Origin of the sequence: Halomonas faecis, assembly GCF_010993975.1 — a bacterium.
In the GTDB taxonomy this organism is placed as follows: Bacteria; Pseudomonadota; Gammaproteobacteria; order Pseudomonadales; family Halomonadaceae; genus Halomonas; species Halomonas faecis.
This window is the reverse complement of record NZ_JAACZO010000022.1, coordinates 297,863-319,232: the sequence shown is the minus strand read 5'-3', so window position 1 is coordinate 319,232 and position 21,370 is coordinate 297,863. Positions and strand designations below refer to the sequence as shown.

The 21,370-nt window shown below is 64.1% G+C and carries 17 protein-coding genes; 6 read left to right on the top strand and 11 right to left on the bottom strand.

Annotated elements, in window-relative coordinates:
* Window positions 1–128 precede the first annotated feature (128 nt).
* Complete coding sequence (locus GFD32_RS11600; RefSeq protein ID WP_240455618.1) at window positions 129–419, top strand: TRAP transporter large permease subunit; 291 nt, start codon at window positions 129–131, stop codon at window positions 417–419.
* Window positions 420–544: 125 nt separating this feature from the next.
* Here GFD32_RS11600 and GFD32_RS11595 read toward each other — a convergent pair whose 3' ends face one another.
* The 3 genes from GFD32_RS11595 to GFD32_RS11585 form a co-directional block, all read right to left on the bottom strand.
* The gene (locus tag GFD32_RS11595; RefSeq protein WP_163576757.1) at window positions 545–1,243 is read right to left on the bottom strand and encodes a GntR family transcriptional regulator; all 699 of its coding nucleotides are present in this window, start codon (window positions 1,241–1,243) and stop codon (window positions 545–547) included.
* A gap of 295 nt (window positions 1,244–1,538) precedes the next feature.
* Window positions 1,539–3,020 carry an NAD-dependent succinate-semialdehyde dehydrogenase gene (locus GFD32_RS11590; protein WP_163576755.1) on the bottom strand — a complete coding sequence of 494 codons (1,482 nt, stop codon included), beginning with the start codon at window positions 3,018–3,020 and terminating at the stop codon, window positions 1,539–1,541.
* Between the two features lie 24 nt (window positions 3,021–3,044).
* Entirely contained in the window at window positions 3,045–4,277 is a 1,233-nt protein-coding gene (locus tag GFD32_RS11585; protein ID WP_205599108.1) for an aminotransferase family protein, read from the bottom strand.
* Between the two features lie 377 nt (window positions 4,278–4,654).
* Here GFD32_RS11585 and GFD32_RS11580 point away from each other — a divergent pair, with 377 nt between their 5' ends.
* Both GFD32_RS11580 and GFD32_RS11575 read left to right on the top strand, forming a co-directional pair.
* The gene (locus GFD32_RS11580) at window positions 4,655–5,077 is read left to right on the top strand and encodes a phasin family protein (RefSeq protein WP_163576751.1); all 423 of its coding nucleotides are present in this window, start codon (window positions 4,655–4,657) and stop codon (window positions 5,075–5,077) included.
* A 331-nt stretch (window positions 5,078–5,408) separates the two neighbouring features.
* Window positions 5,409–7,949, top strand: coding sequence for an EAL domain-containing protein (locus tag GFD32_RS11575; protein ID WP_163576788.1), 2,541 nt, complete (start codon window positions 5,409–5,411; stop codon window positions 7,947–7,949).
* Window positions 7,950–7,977: 28 nt separating this feature from the next.
* Here GFD32_RS11575 and GFD32_RS11570 read toward each other — a convergent pair whose 3' ends face one another.
* Both GFD32_RS11570 and GFD32_RS11565 read right to left on the bottom strand, forming a co-directional pair.
* Window positions 7,978–11,091, bottom strand: coding sequence for an efflux RND transporter permease subunit (locus GFD32_RS11570; RefSeq protein ID WP_163576749.1), 3,114 nt, complete (start codon window positions 11,089–11,091; stop codon window positions 7,978–7,980).
* The gene (locus tag GFD32_RS11565; RefSeq protein ID WP_089682118.1) at window positions 11,091–12,203 is read right to left on the bottom strand and encodes an efflux RND transporter periplasmic adaptor subunit; all 1,113 of its coding nucleotides are present in this window, start codon (window positions 12,201–12,203) and stop codon (window positions 11,091–11,093) included. The genes GFD32_RS11570 and GFD32_RS11565 overlap by 1 nt, the downstream gene beginning before the upstream one ends.
* Before the next feature lie 220 nt (window positions 12,204–12,423).
* Between GFD32_RS11565 and GFD32_RS11560 the strand changes: the two genes are divergently transcribed.
* Window positions 12,424–13,599 (top strand): BaiN/RdsA family NAD(P)/FAD-dependent oxidoreductase, encoded by a 1,176-nt coding sequence (locus GFD32_RS11560; protein ID WP_240455617.1) that lies wholly within the window; start codon window positions 12,424–12,426, stop codon window positions 13,597–13,599.
* A 64-nt stretch (window positions 13,600–13,663) separates the two neighbouring features.
* Window positions 13,664–14,317, top strand: coding sequence for a TetR/AcrR family transcriptional regulator (locus GFD32_RS11555; RefSeq protein ID WP_163576747.1), 654 nt, complete (start codon window positions 13,664–13,666; stop codon window positions 14,315–14,317).
* A gap of 28 nt (window positions 14,318–14,345) precedes the next feature.
* On the opposite strand, the gene GFD32_RS11550 is transcribed toward GFD32_RS11555, so the two are convergent.
* The 5 genes from GFD32_RS11550 to GFD32_RS11530 all read right to left on the bottom strand — a co-directional run bounded on the left by GFD32_RS11550 (window position 14,346) and on the right by GFD32_RS11530 (window position 16,947).
* On the bottom strand, window positions 14,346–14,801 hold the full coding sequence (locus GFD32_RS11550) for a CopD family protein (protein WP_163576745.1): 456 nt from the start codon (window positions 14,799–14,801) through the stop codon (window positions 14,346–14,348).
* Between the two features lie 18 nt (window positions 14,802–14,819).
* Window positions 14,820–15,143, bottom strand: coding sequence for a YqjK-like family protein (locus GFD32_RS11545; protein WP_163576743.1), 324 nt, complete (start codon window positions 15,141–15,143; stop codon window positions 14,820–14,822).
* Window positions 15,121–15,525 (bottom strand): phage holin family protein, encoded by a 405-nt coding sequence (locus GFD32_RS11540; protein WP_163576741.1) that lies wholly within the window; start codon window positions 15,523–15,525, stop codon window positions 15,121–15,123. Before GFD32_RS11540 ends, GFD32_RS11545 begins: the two co-directional genes overlap by 23 nt.
* A complete protein-coding gene (locus GFD32_RS11535) occupies window positions 15,525–15,857 on the bottom strand; it encodes a DUF883 family protein (RefSeq protein WP_163576739.1) in 333 nt (110 codons plus the stop codon). The genes GFD32_RS11540 and GFD32_RS11535 overlap by 1 nt, the downstream gene beginning before the upstream one ends.
* 67 nt (window positions 15,858–15,924) lie before the next feature.
* Window positions 15,925–16,947: a phospholipase A gene (locus GFD32_RS11530; protein WP_163576737.1), complete on the bottom strand. Its 1,023-nt coding sequence runs from the start codon at window positions 16,945–16,947 to the stop codon at window positions 15,925–15,927.
* A 158-nt stretch (window positions 16,948–17,105) separates the two neighbouring features.
* Between GFD32_RS11530 and mscK the strand changes: the two genes are divergently transcribed.
* Entirely contained in the window at window positions 17,106–20,492 is a 3,387-nt protein-coding gene (gene mscK, locus GFD32_RS11525) for a mechanosensitive channel MscK (RefSeq protein ID WP_163576786.1), read from the top strand.
* Between the two features lie 83 nt (window positions 20,493–20,575).
* Here mscK and GFD32_RS11520 read toward each other — a convergent pair whose 3' ends face one another.
* Window positions 20,576–21,343, bottom strand: coding sequence for a TlyA family RNA methyltransferase (locus GFD32_RS11520; protein ID WP_163576735.1), 768 nt, complete (start codon window positions 21,341–21,343; stop codon window positions 20,576–20,578).
* Window positions 21,344–21,370: the final 27 nt, after the last annotated feature.

Genomic DNA, 21,370 nt, shown 5'->3' with positions numbered 1-21,370 from the left:
GCTATCGGAAACGCGCCTACCAGCGTCAACTACAAGGAGGAAAAGCCGTGTCGTCAGGCTGACGACAACTACCCCCAACCGGTCATTTTAATTGTCGCCGACCGGTCAAAGTAGTTGACGTCGCATACATGGAGACGGTGGCAGGCATCATCCTGCTGGCTCCGATTCTGGTGCCGGTGGTCATGCAGATGGGGATGGACCCGGTGCATTTCGGAATCGTGATGATCATGGCGTCGATGATTGGGTTTGCCACCCCGCCCGTGGGCGACAACCTCAATGTGGCGAGTGCCATCAGCGGCCTGTCTATCGAAAAAGTGAGTATTGCGGCGCTGCCGTTCGTGGCGGCGCTCATTGCCATCTTGTTTCTGGTGGCTTATGTGCCCCAAATCTCACTATTCTTGCCAAACTGGCTAGGCTGATAAAGCATGGGCTGAAGGATGTGGCTGGCTGCCGGCCAGCCACATCTGGAGCCAGCTCGACAGGCTGGTTTCAAGCGATAAAGGCTATAAAGATGCGTTGCGTGCGGGTGTGACTTCAGGGACATTTACCCAGAGGAGTCTCGTTCGTCTTGGCTTTCCGTTCGCGACTTCCGCTGCGCTTGTATCGCCCGGTTGATGAAAGCCTCTGACTCCTCGATGTGGATGCGGCTCGCCTCTGCGGCCGTTTCCGGGTCTCCCGTACGAAGAGCATCCAACAGCACTCTATGTTCCTGTGCAATCAGCTGGGGAGATGAGTTTGCCGAGCGGTAATAGCACAGTGCCAGGCGCTTTTCGGCCGAGATGCTGCGGTAAAATCGTTGCAGACGTGGGCTGCCGGTCGCTGCGATGAGTGCCTGATGAAACTGAAAATCGAGTTTCAAGACTTCATCCCAATCGTTTTCGTCACATAGCACTTCCATGAAGCGTACGGCACTCTCAGCGTCCTTGGGGACGATGTTGCGCGATGCCAGAATGCGTGCCGTTTCGATCTCGAGCAGCCGGCGTACGGCAAAGAGGTCGCGAAGATCCTCCTCCGAGAACTGCGGAACGTACACGCTCTTGTTGGGCTCACGCCGTAGAATGCCATCATGTATCAGCACCACGACCGCCGAGCGAATCGTTTGGCGTGGGACTTGATAACGATCCGCGAGCTGGGACTCCACCAACACGTCACCGGGGCGAAAGGTACCATCGAATATTGCCTCGCTGAGCTGCTCGGCAACTGCATCCACGACTGAGATCGTACGAAGCTTGGGTGTACTCATGGCGGGTGGGGGATACCTTGCATGGAACCAGGTTGGGATGCCAATCCCCTCTGGACGGCAGTGGCGCGGTCTCCCTTCTCCTGTTTCCTGGGTGAATGATGCTAGATGATAGCGGGCTTAGGCATAGCCTTGCATCCATGAAATCGACGCCGCTTCCACGCTTGGGGTGGGGCAAATCGAAACTTGGTGCATTGCTCCCATGTTGCCTTGAGTAAGGGAGGTGGCATCAGACCCAGGCGGCATGCGCAAGGCTTCGCTCACAGTCAGAGCCCTGAGCACGGCTGACTCTCCCCGGTTACTCGGTGTGGCGTCGTGCAATGTTGTAGTAGCGAATCTCCTGGTACTCCTCCAGGCCTTCGTGGCTGCCTTCGCGGCCAAGACCGGATTGCTTCATACCGCCAAACGGTGCTGCCGGGTTGGAGGGCACGCCGTTGTTGATGCCAACCAGGCCGGTTTCCAGCTCGTCGGCCACATTGAGAGCCCGGTCGAGATTTTCCGAGAAGATGTAACCAGCAAGCCCGAAAGGCGTATCGTTCGCTTTCCACACCACCTCTTCCTGGGTCGAGAAGCGGGAAATGGCTGCGATAGGACCGAAGATTTCCGTGTTGGCGATGTCTGCCTCGGGCGGCACGTTATCGAGCACGGTGGGGGCAAAGAAGTAGCCTTTGCCCGCCGGGGCTTGTCCACCGGCGCGCAGCTCGGCACCGCGCGCAACGGCATCGTTGACGAGGTGCTGAAAGTTGTCGACGGCGCTACGGTTGATCGCCGGACCGAGGCCGACGCCCTCGGCGATGGCGTTTCCGACGACGACCTCCGACATCCGCTTGCTGAAGGCCTCGACGAAGTCGTCGGCGATGCCGTCCTGCACGTAGAAGCGGTTTGCCGCCACGCAGGACTGCCCCCCATTGCGCAGCTTCGCCAGCATGGCGCCTTCGACGGCACGCTCGAGGTCGGCGTCGTCGAACACGATGAGCGGGGCGTTGCCCCCCAGCTCCATCGAGCTCTTGACGATATGCTTCGCCGCCAGCCCCATGAGCGTGCTGCCCACACCGGTGGAGCCGGTGAACGACAGCTTGCGGACCCGCGGGTCCGAGAGTACGGCTTCGCTGAAAGCGGCGGGGTCCGTGGTGGTCACCACGCGCATCAGCTCGCGCGGTACGCCGGCTTCTGCCATCAGCTCGACGGTCAGCAGGGTGGTCAGCGGCGTCAGGGCGGCTGGCTTGATCACCGAGGCGCAACCGGTGGCAATTGCCGGGGCGATCTTGCGGGTGATCATCGCCATGGGGAAATTCCACGGTGCGATGAGCAAGGCCAAGCCGACCGGAGCTCGCCGTGTCAGGATCGTCGAGCCCCCAGCAGGATTCTCCCGATACCCCCCGGCTGGGCGCAGCAACTCTTCGGCATACCAGCGTACGTAGTCGGCGGCATACTGCACCTCGCCCTGGGCCTCGGCCAGCGGCTTGCCCATCTCGCGGCTAATCACATAGGCCAAGCGCTGCCGGTTGGCGATCAGCACCGAATAGACATTGTGCAGCGTGTCGGAACGTTGGCGTGGCGTCGTCTTCGCCCAGGTGCGGCCCGCCTTGTCGGCCGTCTCCACGTCGGCCAGTGCCTCCTGTGGCGTCATACTGGGCAGGGTCGCGATGCGCTGCTCCGTCGAGGGGTCGAGTACGGCAAACTCCTTGTCGCCGGGCGCATGGTTGCAATAACCCGGCAAACTCTGCAGGGCTTCATCGGAAGCGGCGAGGCGCTCCGGTGATGGGGTGGGTAGGTTCATGGTGTCTCCCTCTACTCGTTGAACTTATGCCGAAGCCCGGATTTTGCCGGACCGAACGTCGTCCAGTACGTGCCGCACCGCACCGACGAGGTCGCGCACTTCCTGATCCGTCGTGATGAAGGGAGGGCTGATCTGCACGGTGTTACCCCGCAGTGGGCGCGTGATGAAGCCAAGGTCCAGAATCTGGTCGGTAACCCACTCAGCCTGAGCCTCATCACACAGCTCGATCGCACCCAAGAAGCCGCCCACGCGCGTGGTCGCCACGAGCTCATGCGATTCGATCGACGCCAACTCACTGGCCAGCACTCGCTCCAACGCCGCCGAGCGCTCGACCAGGCCCTCGCGCTCGAGGATCTCGAGGTTCTTCATCGCTAGGGCGGCGGTAACGGGGTGGCCCGAATAGGTGGTGCCGTGGCGATAGACCGGCGATGCGGCTCCCTGCTCGAAGAAAGACTGCCATACGCGGGGCGCAACGAAGATACCGCCCAACGCGGCGTAGCCAGAGGTCACCCCCTTGGCGAAAGTGACGATATCCGGCTGAAGCGCATAGCGGGTCGAAGCGAACATGTCGCCAGTACGCCCGAAACCGGTGATGACCTCGTCGGCGATGAACAAGATGTCGTTCTCGCGGCACAGCCGCTGAATCTCCGCGAAGTAACCGTCGCGAGGGGGATGCACGCCACCGGTACCCATTACGGGTTCAGCAATATAGGCGGCGATGTTCTCTGCGCCGATGCGTTCGATGGCCTCGGCAAAGGCCGTAGTCGAATGCTTGTCGACCCGTTCGGTGCCGTCGACCAGAGAATCCGTGCCGTAACCTTCGCGGTTGAAGTCGAGGCCGGCGACGCTGGTGCCGTAAGCGTGGAGCCCATGGTAAGAGTGCTCTCGGCTGATCACGACCGTTTTCGTTTTGCGGCCCATCTGATTCCAGTAACGACGCGCCAACTTCAGCGCGACGTCGATGGCGTCCGAACCACCGCTGTTCAGGATCACCTTGGCATCGTCGATGGGGGCCAGGCTGACGAGCGTTTCCGCGAGCGATACGGCCCGGTCGTTCGTGTAGCGACCAAACACATGGTAAGCGTCGAGCGTCTTCATCTGCTCGTAGGCGACGCTTGCCATCTCTTCACGCCCGTGGCCGATGTTGGCGTACCACAGGGAGGCAGTACCATCGAAGAGTTTGGCGCCCGTATCCGTGGTGAGGTAGGAGCCTTCCGCGGAGACCACCTGGATCTGTCGGCCGATCACCGAGGGCATGTGCGCTTGGGCACTCCACAAAGCCGGAGTCGTCATTTCGATACCTATCAGGGTTGAGCTGGAGCTGAGCGAAAATTGTTGTACAACCGTGCCGCACTGTCGATTGTACTGCTGTCTTACAATTTGTCTAGCTCTGCAACGCTGTAAAGTTCGAGAGTCAATGATTCGTCTGATGAGACGCGGCTCCCCCTTCATCCATCTATTCCGGGCTTCGCACCTAGTCAATGCCATGCCCCTCGGCGGCTGATCCCATGAGTGTGCGGCGGTGGTCAGGTGACTCGACGCATGTTGCAGTGCACAAAGACCTCTGTTATTGTGCATTGCAACAGAGCGGGAATCTCCCGTTCCATGCTATCCAGAACCCGGAGGTTCTCATCATGACCAACGCATTCGCATTCGACGCCAAGCAGTTTGACACCGCTCAGTTCGAGTCCATGTTCTGCGCCCCGGCTCGCGCTTTCGCCGCCCTGTCCGTCGACGTCACAGAGAAACTGGTCAATGCCCAGCTCGAGGCCACCAAGGCCTATGCCGACACCGGCCTGGCGCAGCTGCGCAGCCTGGTTGAGGTCAAGGACGCCGCGGGCCTGAAGAGCTACCTGGAAGGCCAGCAGGCCGTCGCCAAGGAGCTCACCGAGCGTTTGCAGGGCGATGCCGAGAAGGTCGTGGCCCTGCAGCAGGACTTCGTCCAGGAAAGCCAGAAGCTGACCGAGAGCAGTGTCAAGCAGGCCCAGGAAGGCCTTCAGCAGGCCACCGAGACCGCGACCAAGACGGTCAAGGAAACCGCATCCAAGGCCAAGTAAGCCTTGGCCCGCGGGCCGCACTGACGCAAGACCCAGGCCGCCGATCCATGATCGGCGGCCTCTTCGTATGTGAGCAATGGCCCAGGGACGGTTGCGCCAGCCCCGATCGTCATGTCTTACCGGGTGGGCTGTCGTATCGTAAGCGTCGCGGGCAACCTGTCCGGCTATTGGCCCGATCTCCGAACGCTACCCAGGAGATCAGGCATGCGGCTAATGCCCCCCCCCCGGTGTGGTAAATCGGCACAATCTGCTATAAGTGTGGGGGACTTTTCGGATTGGTGACGGGATGCCCTTTCCCCCTGCTAGCCTGTCGCGCCTGCGACAAGGAGCGATGTTTGTGGCGCTGCTGGCTCTGTCGTTGACGGCGGCCGGCGATACGTTGCGGGTGGGGGTCTACCACAACCCGCCCAAACTGCAGCTGGATGATACCGAGCGTGTGTCGGGCATTCTGGGTGACCTGCTGTCGGCGATGGCGAGCCGTGAAGGTTGGCAACTGGATCCCGTCGCTTGCCATTGGCAGGCCTGCCTGCAAGCCCTGCAGCGCGGTGAGATCGATCTGTTGCCGGATGTGGGCTGGAGCGAAGCACGCGCGGAGCGCCTGGATTTTCATGAGGTGCCGGCGCTGCACAGCTGGTCGCAGGTGTATCAGGGCCGTGGCGAGACAGTGGAGGCGGCGCTGGATCTGGGCGGTAAGCGCATTGCCGTGTTGCAGGGCTCCATGCAGCACGGCTATCTGCAGCAACTGCTGGACAGCTTCGGTGCTGAAGCTGCCTGGGTGACGGTATCGGGGTATGCTGCCGCGTTCGAAGCGGTACGTGATGGCGAGGCCGATGTCGCGGTCAGCAACCACTTCTTCGGCGGCTGGCAGGCCGCGGAGTACGGTCTGCGCGACACGCCGATCATGTTCCAGCCGGCGCGTCTGTTCTACGCCAGTAGCGGAGGGCGGCAGTCGCAGGTGTTGGCGAGCATCGATGGCTACCTCGAGCGCTGGAAGGCCGACGGCCACTCTCCCTACTACGCTGCCTTGCAGCGTTGGCGGGGGCCCGAGTCGGGCAAGGCGCTAGTGCCGCCCATGATATGGTGGGGCATGGCGGCGCTCGTTCTGCTGCTGGCCGTCGCTTTGGGCGGAAGTCTCCTGCTCAAGCGTCGTGTGGCGGCACGCACCGCCGATCTCGAAAAGGTCAAAGACCGCCTGTCGACCATCCTCGATAGCGTAGAGGCCTACATCTACATCAAGACGCCGGACCTGCGTTACGAGTACGCCAACCGCAAGGTGTGCGAGTTTCTCGAGCTGCCGGCCGAGCAGGTGATCGGTAAGCGCGACAGCGATTTCTTCGACACCGAAACCGTCGCCAGCCTGCACCGCAATGACCTGCGCGTGATCGACCAAGGCGAGAAGGTCGTGACCGAGGAGGTCAAGATATTCAAGCGTGGTAGCCGAGCGTTCACTTTTCTCTCCGCCAAGCTGCCGCTGCGCGATAGTCAGGGGAACATCCAGTCGCTGTGCGGGATCTCCACCGACATTACCGACTATCGCGAGATCCAGGCGCACAACCACCGCCTGACCTTCTACGACCCTCTCACCGGGCTGCCCAACCGCCGCCAGTTGCTCGACCATCTGGAACTGGTCACCAAATCCATTCATCGCTCCAACCGCTATGCGGCGCTGTTGTTCATCGATCTGGACAACTTCAAGGTGGTCAACGATCTGCAGGGCCTGCATCGAGGCGATGAGCTCTTGCACCGGGTAGCCGAGCGGCTCAGCGACGCGGTGCGGGAGAGCGATACCCTGGCCCGCCTGGGAGCCGATGAGTTCGTGCTGCTGCTCCACGACCTGGGTGAGGACATGTCTCGTGCGGCGAGTGCGGCCGAGCGCGTGGCGGAAAAGCTGCTCGCCGCCATTCTGGACGCTCGTGACATCGACAGTCGAGGATTGCCCACCACGGGGAGCATCGGCATCACCTTGTTCAGCGGCAGGGAGGCCAGTGTCGATACGGCGATGCAGCAGGCGGACATAGCGCTGCAGCAGGCCAAGAATGCGGGCGGCAATGCCCTGCGCTTTTTCAGCAGCGAGATGCAATCGGCGGTGATGGCACGGGTTCATCTGGAAGCCGATCTGCATCAGGCCCTGCAGCGCGATGAGCTGGATCTGCACTACCAGGTGCAGGTCGACGGCGACACCCATGTCACCGGGGTCGAGGCGCTGCTGCGCTGGCATCACCCGCGGCGGGGCATGGTTTCGCCGGGGGTGTTCATTCCCCTGGCCGAGTCCAGCCAGCTGATACTTCCCATCGGTCACTGGGTGCTCGAGAGCGCCTGCCGTCAGTTGGCCGTGTGGGCCGAAGCGCAGGAGACCGAGGCGCTGACGATTTCGGTGAACGTGAGTTCCGTGCAGTTCCAGCAGGCCGACTTCGTGGCTCAGGTGAAGCGCCTGCTCGACGAGACGGGGGCATGCCCCGAGCGGTTGATCATGGAGGTGACAGAAAGTCTGCTCATGGATGACCCCGAGCGCGTGCGCGATACCATGACGGCGCTGAGCGAGCTGGGCATTCGCTTCGGCCTCGATGACTTCGGTACCGGCTATTCGTCGCTCAACTACCTCAAGCGTCTGCCGCTGCATCAGCTCAAGATCGACCAGTCCTTCGTCCATGACTTGCTCGTCGACCCGGTGGACGCGGCCATCGTCGAGACTACCATCACTCTGGCCAACAGTCTGGGTCTCGAGGTCACTGCCGAAGGCGTGGAGACCGTCGAGCAGCACGAGTGGCTCAAGGGGCAGGGCTGCCACTCCTTCCAGGGCTATCTCTACAGTCGGCCCGTGCCCATCGGCGAGTTGGTGCTGGGAGTGCTGCCATCGCCCCTCGATTCCTGAGCCGCACCGCACGCCAGTCGGGTCACCATCAATGGCCGGCAGGCGCGTTGCTCATTTCGCGCTCCAGGCGGCGTGCCACCTCGCCCGGCGAGCTCGTGCGGCGGGCCAGCAGATCATAGGCCACCGGCACCACGAATAGGGTGAACAGCGTGGCGGCCGCCAGGCCGCAGAGGATCACCGTACCGATCACCAGACGGGTCTCGGCGCCGGCGCCGCTGGAGACGATCAGCGGCACGGCGCCAGCCATGGTGGTCACGGCCGTCATGACGATGGGGCGCAGGCGGGTCACGGCGGCTTCTACCAGGGCCTCGTGGAAGGCATGCCCCTGGTCGCGCAGCTGATTGACGAACTCCACGATCAGGATGCCGTTCTTGGCGGCCAGACCCACCAGCATGACCAGGCCGACCTGACTGTAGATGTTCAGGGATTGTCCCGTCAGGTAGAGCCCCAGCAGGGCGCCGCAGATCGCCAGCGGTACCGTGAGCATGATCACGAAGGGGTGGACGAAGCTCTCGAACTGCCCGGCCAGCACCAGGAAGACCACGAGGATGCCCAGCCCGAGAAGAAAGACGGTGGCGCCGCTGGCTTCCCGGTAGTCCCGGGAGGCGCCCTTCACGTCGGTCTGCGCCTCGGCGGGCAGTATCTCGGCCACCGTGTTTTCCAGGTAGCTGAGCGCCTCGCCCAGTGCATAGCCATCGGCCAGGTCGGCCTGGATGGTGATGGCACGCAGCCGGTTGAAGCGGTTGAGAGTGCTGGGTCCGGCAAAGTCGCTGATGGAGACCAGGCTGGCCAGCGGTATCAGCTCACCGCTGCGCTCGGAGCGTACACGCAGGCTCTCGAGACTGGCAGGGCTGGGGCGGGCGCCGGGTTCGCCTTCGAGAATGACGTCGTACTCCTCGCCGTCGTCGACATAGCGCGTCACGATGCGCCCGCCCAGCAGGGTTTCCAGCGTTCGTCCGATCTCGCTGACGGTGACGCCTAGCTGGGCGGCGCGCCGGTAATCGATGTCGACCTGCAGCTGGGGCTGGTTCTCTTCGTAGTCGCTGTCCAGGCCGGTGATGCGCGGGTTGTGTTCGCGAACGTGGCCGATCAGAGTGTCGCGCCATTCGGCCAGTTCCTCGTAGGTGCCGCCCCCTAGAACGAATTGCACGGGCTTCTCCACGCTGGCGCCGAATCCCTGCCGCATCACCGGAAAGGCGCGTACGCCGGGCAGGTCGGCGAGCTGTTGGCGGACATCGTCCATGATTGTCCAGGCGTCGCGGCGGCTGTCCCAGTCGGCCAGGTTGACGATGACGAAACCGCTGTTGAAGGTCTCGATGTTGCCCCAGCCGCGTGGAGCGCGCACGACGACCTTCTCGATGTCGCCCTCGTCGGTCATCGATAGCAGACGCGCTTCGATCTCGTCCATGTAGTCGAGCATGTAGTCGTAAGTCGCGCCGGGAGGGCCATTGACCAGTACCCAGAAATTGCCACGGTCCTCGCTGGGCGTGTACTCATTGGGCAGTTGCTCGTTGAGCCAGACCATGCCGCCAACGACTCCCAGGAACAGTGCCAGCACCAGCCAGCGCAACTTGAGAACGCGTACCAGCAGGCGGCGGTACACGCAACGCGAATGCTCCAGGGCCCACTGCACGGTGCGGGCCAGGCGGCCCTCGGTCATGTTCGAACGGAGAATCTTGGAGGCCATCATCGGCGTCAGCGTCAGCGCCAACAGGCTGGAAATGGCCACAGAAGCCGCCAGCGTCAGGGCGAATTCCGAGAACAGCCGGCCAATATCGCCCTGTAGAAAACTCAGCGGTACGAAGACGGCAATCAGTACCAGGGTGGTGGCGATGACGGCGAAAGCGATCTGCCGGGTGCCGCGGAATGCGGCCACCAGTGGCGTTTCGCCGTGGTCGTGCATGCGGCGATGGATGTTCTCCAGCACCACGATGGCGTCATCGACGATCAGGCCGATGGCGAGCACCAGGGCGAGCAAGGTGAGCAGATTGATGGTGAAGCCCATCAGGGCCAGCGCGGCGAAGGCACCAATCAGGGCGATGGGCACGGTGACCGCGGGAATCAGCGTGGTGCGCAGGTTGCCGAGAAAGACGAAAATGGCCACTACCACCAACCCCATGGCGATGAACAGCGTCTGCACCACCTGGGAAATGGCCCCCGAGACGAAGACCGAGGAGTCGTAATTCAGGCGCAGGTCCATGCCATCCGGCAGGGTTTCCCGGATACGCTCCATCTCCGCCAGCACCCCGTCGGAGATCTCCAGCACGTTGGCGGTGGACTGCTTCATCATGCCGAGCCCCACCATGGGCACGCCGTTGCCGCGGAAGATGGTGCGCTCTTCCACGGCGCCGATCTCCACCCGGGCCACGTCGCCCAGTCGCACGAGATAGCCGTCACCTCCCTCGGCAAGGGCCAACTGACGAAAGTCCTCGGGGGTCGAGAAGCCGCGCGGCAAGCGCACGATGAACTGGCGTGAGTCGGACTCGATGGAACCGCCTGGGAGTTCGACGTTCTCGGCGCGCAGCGAATCTTCGACATCGCCGGCGGTGAGCTCGCGGGCGGCCAGGGCGTCGGCGTCCAGCCATACCCGCATGGCGTAGTCGCGCCCCCCGCCGATGATGACCCGCGACACGCCGTTCTGCACCGAGAAACGGTCGACCAGGTAGCGGTTGGCGTAGTCGGTCAGTTCGGCCATGGTGTAGCCCTCGCCGGTCAACGCGAGCCACAGCACCACATCGGAGCCGGAGTCGGCTTTCTCGACCTCGGGCGGATCGGCTTCTTCGGGAAGGTTGCCCATGGCATCCGAAACACGGTCGCGTATGTCGTTGGCTGCTGAGTCGATGTCCCGGTCCAGGCCGAATTCGATGGTGATCCTGGAGTCTCCATCCTCGCTGGACGACGCAATCGCCTCGATACCGGAGACGCCGGCGATGCGGTCTTCCAGCACTTGGGTGATGCGGGTTTCCACGATGCTGGCCGATGCGCCCGGGTACTCGGTATTCACGCTGACGATGGGTGGATCGATGGTGGGATACTCCTGCAGCGGTAAGCGCTGCAGGGCCAACAGGCCGAAGGCGACGATCAGTGCGGCCAGCACCGTGGCCAGTACGGGCCGCTGGACCGAAATGTCCGACAGACGCATCAGCCGCCCACCTCCTCGTCGTTGATGGCATCGCGCTCGCGGTCTTGGCGAAGCAGCTCCGGCACGCTGGTGTCGTCGTCGAGGATGCCCAGCAGCCGGGCCGGCTGTCCGTCGCGGACTCGCTCAGTGCCGTGAGCCACCACCAGGTCGTCTGCGCTCAGCCCGTCGAGAACTTCCACCTCGCCCTCGCGGCGAGCGCCGATGGCGATCTCGCGGCGGGCCACGCGGTACTGGTCGGCCTCGTCGAGAACCAGGACGTATTGGCGGCGACCCTCCGGGATCAGTGCCGATTCGGGAATCACCAGCGCTTCGCGGGGCTCGCGCAGCACCTCGACGTTCATGAGCATGCCGGGGCGCAGCCGTAGCGCCGGGTTGTCCAGCTCGGCCCGCACCGTGACGCTGCGGCTGGTCGGGTCGACCCGGGTGCCGATGCTGGCGATCTCGCCTTCGAAGATGGTGTCCGGATAGGCCGCGCTGGTGGCCGTCAACGGCAGGCCGGGGGCGATCTGGCCCAGGGCGATCTCGGGCAGCGTGAAGTCGAGTTTCATGACGTCCAACTTGTCCAGGGTCACCAGTTCCGTGCCAGGGGTGACCAGGGTACCCACGCTGACGTTGCGAAAGCCCACTACGCCGTCGAAGGGGGCATGAATGCGGTAGTCGGCGAGCTGGGCCTCGAGCGCCTGTATTTCCGCTTCGATCTGGCGCAATCGTGCCCGGGCGTCCTCCACATCGGCGCGTGGCGCAAGGTTGCGGTCCTGCAGTTGAGAAAGGCGATTCACGGCATTGCGCCTTTCGTCACGCTGCGCCTCGGCGGCACGCAGGTTGGCCTGGGCTTCGTCGTCGGCCAGTCGCACCAGCAGCCGGTCGGCCACCACAGCCTGACCATCCTGAAAATTCAGCTCGCGCACGGTTTCGGTCACCGTGGCGGAGAGGGTCACGCTTTCATCGGCGCGTAAGGTGCCCAGCGACGACAGCGGGTCGGACCAGGGCATCAGTGAAGCCCGAGCGGCGATCACTGCGGTGGGCTGTTGCGCCAAGAGGGGAGCGGAACAGGCCAGCATGAGCAGGCCGAACGCGCAGCGTAGTAGCACAGAGTGAAGTACGGGTGGCATGGGTGCGATGTCGTCGGTGTGCGATGGTTGATGGCCGGTCCGTCGGGAATCTTCACAGCCTAACGGTTATGCCGTGGAGAAGTGTGACAAGAATGCACAAGTTGTCCTAGCCATTTCAACGTACAACTTTTGTACATATATGGCCAGTTTCCTGTCGGCGCGCTTCCCCATGCTGGGCTGCTACAATGCGCGCCTTTCAGACACAGCGGGGATGGGCTGCGTGACGTATGACGTGGTGATCATTGGTGCCGGAGCGGCAGGGCTGATGTGTGCGCTCACGGCCGGCCATGCCGGGCGGCGGGTATTGGTCGTGGATCATGCCAACAAGGCGGGCAAGAAGATTCTGATGTCCGGCGGCGGTCGGTGCAATTTCACCAACCTCGCGTGCACGCCGGCCAACTTCTTCTCCGACAACCCACATTTTTGCATCTCGGCGTTGAAGCGCTATCGCCCCGAGCACTTCGTCGAGCTGGTGGAGCGTCATGGAGTGGAGCACGTAGAGAAAGCCCCGGGACAGCTCTTCTGCGCCCACTCCGCCAAGGAACTGCTGGGGTTGCTGCTCACCGAGTGCAATTGGGCCGGCGTCCAGGTGCGCTTGAAGACCGCCGTCGAAGCAGTGGAACCCCTCGGCGATGGCATGCGCCTGGTCACTTCGCTGGGCAGGATCCAGGCCGGGGCCGTGGTGGTGGCCACCGGGGGACTCTCCATCCCCACGCTGGGCGCCTCCGGCTTCGGTTACGATCTTGCCCGGCAGTTCGGCCTTCCGGTGACCGAGACCCGCCCGGCGCTGGTGCCGTTCACCCTCTCCTCGCCCTGGAAAGAGCGAGTCGCCTCGCTGGCCGGCGTCAGCTGCGAGGTGGCCGTCAGCTGTCGCGAGGGTCACTATCGCGAACCGCTGCTGTTCACCCATCGCGGCTTGTCCGGTCCGGCAATGCTGCAGATATCCAGTCATTGGCAGCCGGGTGACACCCTGGCCATCGACCTGCTGCCCGGCGAGGCGGTCTTCGACGCGCTGTGCCGGGCGCGGCGTGAAATGCCCCGGCGTCGTCTCTCCTCCTGGCTGGGTGAGTGGCTTCCCAAGCGCCTGGCGCAGGCGCTGGTCGAATGGCACGACGACGACGGCGCCCTGGCCGATTACGGCAATGCCCGCCTGCAGAGCTGGGCTGCGGCGCTGAGCGATTGGCGCATCAAGCCGGCCGGTACCGAGGGCTGGCGTACCGCGGAAGTGACCCTGGGCGGGATCGATACCCGCGAGCTATCGTCGAAAACCTTTGCCGTCAATGGACTGCCACAGCTGCGCTTCATCGGCGAGGTGCTGGACGTCACCGGCGAACTGGGCGGCCACAACTTCCAGTGGGCATGGGCCAGTGGGGTGGCTTGCGGTAATGCCGTGTAGCTGGGCCAGCTCTCTGGTCTATGCTCTTCATCAGGAAGAGTCACACGCGAGGGAGAACCAAGCCATGACCATGATCGCCGTTGATCGGGCGTCGAGTGCCGAGGCGGCATCCCTGGCCGAGAGGATCGTCGACGAGGCAGTGCACCAGGCCACAACCCAGGGTTGGCAGGCAGTGCGCCTGACCGAGGTCGCCCAGGCGCTCGAGTTGCCGATGTCGGTGGTGCTAGAAACTTTCCGCGACCTGGATGCCGTGGCGAATGCCTGGTTTCAGCGTGGCTGGCGGGCGATGCTCGCCGAGAAACCGGATACCTTCGCCGACTGGCCCGAACGCGTGCGCATCGAGCACTGCCTGATGGCGTGGTTCGATACCTTCGCCGCACATCGTCGCGTCACGTTGGAAATGCTGCGCACCAAGGCTCACCTACCACACATCCACACCTGGTTACCTCTGCCATTCGACCTGTCGCGCACCGTGCAGTGGCTGCGCGAAGCGGCACGGCTCGAGGCACGCTACGGTACCCGCCGTGCCCAGGCCGAGGAAGTGGCGCTGACCGGCCTGTTTCTAGCCACCCTCGGCGTGTGGGCCAACGACGATAGCGAAGGCCAGCGCCGCACGCGGCGGTTCGTGGCGAAGCGGCTGGCCCATGGCGAGCGTTGCATGAAGTGGGTGCCTATGCCTTTCCACAAGGCGCGAACGCCGACCTCAGCGATGCTGTAGACCGAGCGCCGTCGTGTGTAAGTCCCACTCAGAGGTAGCGGCCGGCGCTGGCGATCACCACGGTCGCCAGTCCCAATATCAGGTTGGTGCCGATCAGCCGACGGATGCGGCTCAGATGGTTGCCGCCCTCCGGCCAGGCTTCGGCTTGCACCGTGGCAAGCAGGCGTGGGTAGGGTACGAACCAGATGTAAGCGAAGATCATCGTCATCACCACGCCGATGGCGAGCATCAGATGGATGTGCCAGCCTGCCCTCGCCATGCCGCCGAATACGGCGAACAGCATCCACAGTCCAGTGCCGAACAGCACGGCCACCGCCGCCCATACCCAGGGGAAGAAGCGCTGGAAAACGCGTGACCACAGCGCCAGACGCTCGGGCGGGGCGAGCAGCCCGGCCGCGACCGGTCGCAGGATCATCCAGGCCAGGAACATGCCGCCCACCCAGATGACGGCAGCGGTCAGGTGCAGCGCGATGGCAAGCGGCATGGGCGGCCTCCTGGATGATCAGCGTACGAGTCGAAGCAGGCGTCGTGCGCGGTTGACCAGCAGCACGCCCGCCAGCCCGCGGCGTACCAGCCGGATCAGTGAGTGCGGATGCCGGGTTCCCTGGTACAGCGCCACGCCACCCGCCGCGATGAAGGCCGTCTTGAAGCGCATCAGGTGATGCCAGCCGTCGTCCAGAGGGCGGCTGGCCTCGCGCCAGCGATGGGCATCCACCAGGATATCGATGCGCTGCTGCTCGATGGTGGCGATGAGCTGGGCCTTGCGTGCGGCACGGTCAGGTGTCGGGTGTCGGGAAGAGGCCTCAGCGGGAAGGCGTGTCGTCACGGCGTCTCTCCGCCAGTTCTCGGTCGGTGGCGAGCTGGGTCAAGGTGCTTTTGAGCAATGTGTGGCGGCGAGCCTGGTAGCGTGCCAGCAGGGCCAGGAGCAGGCTGCCGCCCAGCAGCACGCCGGCACTGATGCCCATCGCCGCCAGGCGGTGGCTGTCCCAGAATATCACCGCCACCAGCAGGGCGAGTACGGCCAAGCCGAGTAGCAGCATGACCAGACTCGCCCCGATGAGTAGCAGGAGGGTGACCAGACGGGCTCGCTCTTCCTCGAGTTCGAGGACGGCGAGGCGCAGACGCGTCTCGCCGGCGGCGATGAGGCTGCCCAGCAGCCGTTTGGCGGCTTCGAACAGCCGTTGTGCCGGTCCTTGGCTGGCTGCCATCAGCGCCGCCCGATCAGCATACCGATGACCATGCCCACGGCAGCGCCGATGCCGATGCTGGTCCAGGGATTTTCGTGAACGTAACGGTCGCAGGCGTCGGCCTGGTGGGTGACGGTATCGCGGGCCTCGCCGTAAAAGCGCTCGCCACGAGCTTCGAGTCGCTCGCGAGTATCCTTGAGACGTTTCTCGGCTCGCTCGCGCAACTCCTTGATGTTGCTGCGCGAATCGTCGGCGGTGGCGCTGACCAGCTCCTCGACGGTACGCGAGAGGTGATGCAGATCGTCCTTCAACTGCTGGGTGGTCGCGTCGGTGTTGGGGGTACGTGATGCCATGACAGTCTTCCTGTGACGATGAATGACGTCCTCAGCATAGCAGCCGCCATAACGAGTTCAATCGACCTCACCGCACCGAGCGGCTGCCCGAGAACAGCGGGTTGAGACTGAAGCCGAGGCTCAGGCGCTGGTTGCGTTGGTCGTAGTCGATGAGGCTCTCCCCATACCCGTGGTAATACTGCACATAGCCGCGGATGTTGCCGAACAGGGGCCATGAATAGTCGGCCTGGGCCCCCATGTTGCCGGCCTCGGGGTTGCCGCGCACCATCAAGCTGGCTTCGGCGTCGTCCGCGAAGCGGCGCGCCACCGTGATGTCTCCATATCCCATGTAGCGGTGGATGTCGGGGTTGTCGTCATCTTCCGTCGATTCGGGCACTCGCCAGTGCGGAGCGATGCTGATCGCCCAGTCGCCGCGCAGGAACACGCTTTCCAGATAGAGGCGATTCCAACTGCGCGATAGATCGCCCGATTGGCCGTTCGACTGGTGATTGAAGGCGATGCGGTTGTTGGCATTGGTCCAGCCCAAAAAGCGCCAGTCGTTGTCGAACGACAGGAACATTTCCGGTTCGTAGTTGGTTTCGCGAAACGGCGATGAAGCATCGGCATTGTAGGCCTGCCACCAACTGCGTTGGGTATAGGCGAAATGCAGGTCGCCTTGGTTGCCGAAGATATCTTCGAGGATGTTCACCTTGACGCTGAACTGGTACTTGACCTCGAAATCATTGGGGTCGCTGCCGTTGGCTACGGCAGCGAAGTTGTCGGTATCCGGATTGCGGTTGTAGCTGAAGGGCAGCAGGTAGTTACGGCGGTGGGCGGTGATTGCCAGGGGATTGCGTGTCGACTCTTCCTCGAGCTGACGGCGCTGGGCGGCCTCTGCACGAGCCGCCTGCTCCTCCAGATCCACGGGAACCACGCTTTCCTCGGGCAAGGCCTCCAGCTGACGGTTCAGCTCGGCAAGCTCGGCATTGAGCGCTTCGATGCGGGCCTCGATCTCGGCCCGCTCGTTCCCTAGGGGCGTTTCAGCGGCTTGCACGGCAGCGGTCGCGACGAGCATCACGGCGGCAAGCGTGTAAGAACGAGCGAGAGCCATGGCATATGCCTCCGTGCGGCAAAATGTCGTTCTAACATGCCGGTGAGTCAAGTCAACCGTACGAGTGCGGTGAAGGGTGATTGCCTCTCCGGCTCAACGGGTCGAGAATCGTAGTGCCGTGATCCCCGCTCGAGGTTGCCTGTTTGAACGCTCGTCTCATCTTACGCCATTTGCCCTCGTTGTGGCTTCTCGTAGTGTCGCTCGTCGTCCTTGCCGGGCTCGTTCCCGCTACCGGAGTACTGGCCCAGGAATTGCCCTCCCGTGACTCCCTGACATCGCGCCTCGAGTCACTTGAGCCGGAAGAGGGCGAAACGCCGAGCGAAGCGACCCAGGCCGACATCGATGCCCTGCAGGCGGCACTGGAAGCCCTGGATCGTCTTGAGGCAGTGCGCGAACAGCGCGAGCAGTTGGAGACGCGAGTCCGTGAGGCACCCGACGAACTGCAGCGGCTGCAGCAGGAGCTGCGCAGCATGGAGCAAAGTTCGCAGGATGAGACGGTAGAGGAACTGGAGTCGCTCTCTCTGGAGGAGCTGCAGTCCCGTCGCGAGGAGGCCCGTGCCGAACTGTCGCGGCTTCAGGACAAGTTGGCGAACGTCTCGTCGCGGCTACTCAACGCACAAACGCTGCCGGAACGCGCTCAGCAGGCGATCAGCAAGGCCATGCAGCGCCAGGATGAGGTGCGTCGTCGATTGGCGGAATTGGGCGAGAGCCAGGTGGCCGAAGACGACCCGCGGCGTGTGCGCCTGCGCATCGAGCGCGAGCTCGCCGAGCAGATGTTGCAGTTGCATCAGCGGGAACTGGCGACCAACACGCGTGTGCGCGAGCTGGATCAGGAGCACCGCAACCTGCTGGAACGGCGAGTGGCCAGCCAGGAGGCGCGGCTGACGCTGCTGCAAGGAATCATCGACCGGCGCCAGCGTGAGCAGTCGGAGCAGGCCATTGCCGAGGCGGTGAGCAACGAAGACGGCGTGGTCGGGCACCCGGTGGTGGCCCGCGCCCAGGAAATCAATCGCGACATGAGCCTCGACCTGTTGCAGGCCACCGAACGGGGCAATCGCATGATGCGTGAGGGGCTCGAGATACGCCGTCAGCTCGAGCGGGTGCGTCAGCTGCAACGCAGTCTCAACGAGCAGATCGAAGCCATTCGCGGCAGTATCCTGCTGTCTCGCATTTTGCGTGAGCAGCGCCAGTCTTTGCCCCGGGTGGAGGTGCGCAGCGAGCTGCAAGACGAGATCGCCGATTTGCGGCTCAAGCAGTTCGAGCTCGGCCGTCAGCGCGATCGGCTGCGCGAGGGCGAACAGCTGGCCCGGCAGCGGCTGGAGGAGGCCGATGCCGAAGCCTCGCCGGTGCTGATCGAATCCCTGCTGACGCTGTATCAAGGGCGCCGCGAGCTGGTGGATCAACTCGAGCAGGCGTATGGCGAAATGCTCAGCGCCGCCATCGACTTGCAGCTCAACCAGCAACAGTTGCTGGACACGAGTCGTGAGCTGCGTACCACCATCGACGAGCAGCTGTTCTGGATCGCCAATGCGAGGCCCCTGGATCTCGCCTGGCTGCGCAGCCTGCCTGACAAGCTCCTGCTGGAGTGGCGCGAGGGTGAGTGGCGTGGCGTACTTCCCGCCCACTGGCGAGTGCCCGATGCCGGTGGCCTGGCGGGATTGCCTGCCCTGCTGTTGGCGGTGCTTCTGGCGTTCAGTCGGGGCCGCATCCAGCGTCGGCTGGCCCGGCTGCATCAGGAGGTCGGACACCTCAAGCGCGACTCCCAGGGGCATACGCCTCAGGCGATCGTCCTCAATGCGCTACTGGCACTGCCCGGTCCGCTCGGCCTGCTGGCGGCAGGGGTTGGACTGCTGTTGGGCGGCCAGGGGCTGGCAACCGGAATCGGCGAAGCGCTGTTGCACCTTGCCTTGGCCTGGGCGGTGATCGCCTGGGCGCGTCGTTTGCTGGTGGCCGACGGCGTGGCGACACGGCACTTCTACTGGCCGGCCGGCTATGCGGCCGCCCTGCGTCGGTGGCTACTGTGGCTGGCAATGGCGCTGGTGCCGGTGCTGCTCATCGCGCCGTTGTCGCGTGGGGCCGAGATCGAACTCTCCCAACGACCCGTGGCGCTTGGGCTGCTGTTCCTCGGCCTCGTTGCACTGAGCGTGGTGCTGGCCAAGTTGATCCTCGCCCATACGCCCTTCTTCGGCGTCAAGCTGTTCCGATTGGTGCTCGGGCTTGCCATGGCGGCAGTGCCTCTGGTGCTGGCTGGACTGATCGCCTATGGCTACGAGTACACCGCCCTCAGCCTGGTCGGGCGCTTCGTCATCACGCTCTATCTGCTGGCACTGTGGATTCTGGTGGAGGCGTCGGTGGTGCGCGGGCTGGCCGTGGCGGCGCGGCGCCTGGCCTACCGCCGTGCGCTGGCGAGGCGGCGTGCCCAGGTACAGGAAGGAGCAGAAGGGGGCCTGGAAGTGGTCGAGGAACCGCCGCTGGACATGGAACAGGTCAATCAGCAGTCGCTGCGGCTGTCGAAACTGATCCTGATGATCGGTTTTTTCGTGGTGCTCTATCTGGTGTGGTCCGACCTATTGGCGGTGCTGGGCTACCTCGAGCAGGTCACCCTGCTCGAACCCGCACCGGGAGAGGGGCCCGAGGTGATCGACAGCATGCTCTCGGTGGCCGACCTCTTCACGGCGCTGCTGGTCGTGTTGCTAACGCTGATGATGGCGCGCAACCTGCCGGGTCTGCTCGAAGTGAGCGTGCTGTCGCGTCTCGAACTCAAGCAGGGCAGCGCCTACGCCATTACTTCGCTGCTCTCCTATGCCATCGTCGGCAGCGGGGTGGTCACGGCGCTGGCCACCCTGGGCGTGGCCTGGAGCCAGCTGCAGTGGCTGGTGGCGGCACTCGGCGTGGGGCTGGGCTTCGGCCTGCAGGAGATATTCGCCAACTTCGTTTCGGGGCTGATCATCCTTTTCGAGCGGCCGGTGCGTATCGGCGACACCATCACGCTCGGCAACCTCACCGGTACGGTGAGCAAGATCCGCATCCGCGCCACCACGGTGACCGACTTCGACCGCAAGGAGATTATCATCCCCAACAAGACCTTCGTCACCGACCAACTGATCAATTGGTCGCTGTCGGACACCATCACCCGCGTGGTGCTCAACTACGGCGTGGCCTACGGTTCCGATCATCGCCTGGTGCATCGTCTGTTGCGTGAGGCCGCCGACGAGAACCCGCGGGTGCTCGGCGACCCGGAGCCGCAGGTATTCTTCATGAGCTACGGGGAGAGCACCCTGGACTTCGAGCTACGCATCTTCGTCAACAGCCTCGGCGACCGACTCTTCGCCACCGACGAGATCAACTGCCGGGTGGGCGAGCTGTTCGCCGAGCATGGCATCGACATCGCCTTCAACCAGCTCGACGTCTGGCTGCACAGAGCCGACGGTACGGCCAAGCGCGTGAAAAGCTCGCCCAGCGGGCAGGTGATCGATCCGGCCCATCCACCGCCCGGCGCCAAGGGCGATCCCGGCGACATCGATGCGGGGGATGCGGGGCGTTGATTGCGTCGGAAAGCGGGTACAGGGGCGGAGGGCGCCGATAAGTTCAGAGGGCGCTTTACACGCGTTACGAGCGCAGTCGTTTGTCAGCGCCCTCTCACGGCGTGCAGCAGAAACTCGCGGTTACCATCGCCACCGCGCAGCGGACTCTCCTGCCAGTGGCGGATTTCCAGGCCGTGCTCCGCGCAGTCGGCGCGGATGCGCGCCTCAACCTCGGCGTAGCGGGCGGGATCGATGACCAACCCACGGGCGTTGACGCCTTCCGGCCCCACCTCGAACTGTGGCTTGACCAGACTCGCCAGCGCGCCGCCGGGCGGCAGCAAGGCCGCGAGCTCGGGCAGAATCAGCGTCTGGGAGATGAAGGAGACGTCCATCACGGCGAGATCGGGCCCGTCGGCGTGTTGGGCCGTCAGCGCTTCGCGCAGGTGCGGATCAATGCTCATGGACCGGGCATTGAGCCCCTCCAGGCAGGTGACTCGCGGGTCAGTGCGTAGCTCGGCGTCGAGCTGGTCGTGGCCCACCTCCACGCCGATCACGTGGCGGGCCCCGGCGCGCAGGGCGCAGTCGGTGAAGCCGCCGGTGGACTGGCCGACGTCCAGCACCAGTTGGCCGGCGAGGTCGAGGTCAAGGGCCTCGATCAGCGCCTCGAGCTTGAGCCCGGCGCGTGAGACGTAGCGCTCCTCCGGGTCCACCGCCACGCTGAGCGCCGCCTCCTCGGGAAGCCTCTCGCCGGGCTTGGCGAGCACCCGGCCCGTGTCGGCCAGGCTGACCCGGCCGTGGCGGATCAGCCGCTGGGCGCGGGTGCGCGAGCGGGCCAGGCCCTGGGCGACGAGCAATTGGTCGAGGCGCGGCATGGATCGTTCTCGTAGAGCGGGTGACGT

Coding starts and splice junctions, on each gene's coding strand:
- GFD32_RS11580 (WP_163576751.1), top strand. CDS start 4,655: ATGACCAACGCATTCGCATTCGACGCCAAGCAGTTTGACACCGCTCAG.
- GFD32_RS11535 (WP_163576739.1), bottom strand. CDS start 15,857: ATGGCATCACGTACCCCCAACACCGACGCGACCACCCAGCAGTTGAAG.
- GFD32_RS11575 (WP_163576788.1), top strand. CDS start 5,409: ATGTTTGTGGCGCTGCTGGCTCTGTCGTTGACGGCGGCCGGCGATACG.
- GFD32_RS11530 (WP_163576737.1), bottom strand. CDS start 16,947: ATGGCTCTCGCTCGTTCTTACACGCTTGCCGCCGTGATGCTCGTCGCG.
- GFD32_RS11520 (WP_163576735.1), bottom strand. CDS start 21,343: ATGCCGCGCCTCGACCAATTGCTCGTCGCCCAGGGCCTGGCCCGCTCG.
- GFD32_RS11585 (WP_205599108.1), bottom strand. CDS start 4,277: ATGCCCTCGGTGATCGGCCGACAGATCCAGGTGGTCTCCGCGGAAGGC.
- GFD32_RS11555 (WP_163576747.1), top strand. CDS start 13,664: ATGACCATGATCGCCGTTGATCGGGCGTCGAGTGCCGAGGCGGCATCC.
- GFD32_RS11595 (WP_163576757.1), bottom strand. CDS start 1,243: ATGAGTACACCCAAGCTTCGTACGATCTCAGTCGTGGATGCAGTTGCC.
- GFD32_RS11600 (WP_240455618.1), top strand. CDS start 129: ATGGAGACGGTGGCAGGCATCATCCTGCTGGCTCCGATTCTGGTGCCG.
- GFD32_RS11570 (WP_163576749.1), bottom strand. CDS start 11,091: ATGCGTCTGTCGGACATTTCGGTCCAGCGGCCCGTACTGGCCACGGTG.
- GFD32_RS11590 (WP_163576755.1), bottom strand. CDS start 3,020: ATGAACCTACCCACCCCATCACCGGAGCGCCTCGCCGCTTCCGATGAA.
- GFD32_RS11550 (WP_163576745.1), bottom strand. CDS start 14,801: ATGCCGCTTGCCATCGCGCTGCACCTGACCGCTGCCGTCATCTGGGTG.
- GFD32_RS11540 (WP_163576741.1), bottom strand. CDS start 15,525: ATGGCAGCCAGCCAAGGACCGGCACAACGGCTGTTCGAAGCCGCCAAA.
- GFD32_RS11565 (WP_089682118.1), bottom strand. CDS start 12,203: ATGCCACCCGTACTTCACTCTGTGCTACTACGCTGCGCGTTCGGCCTG.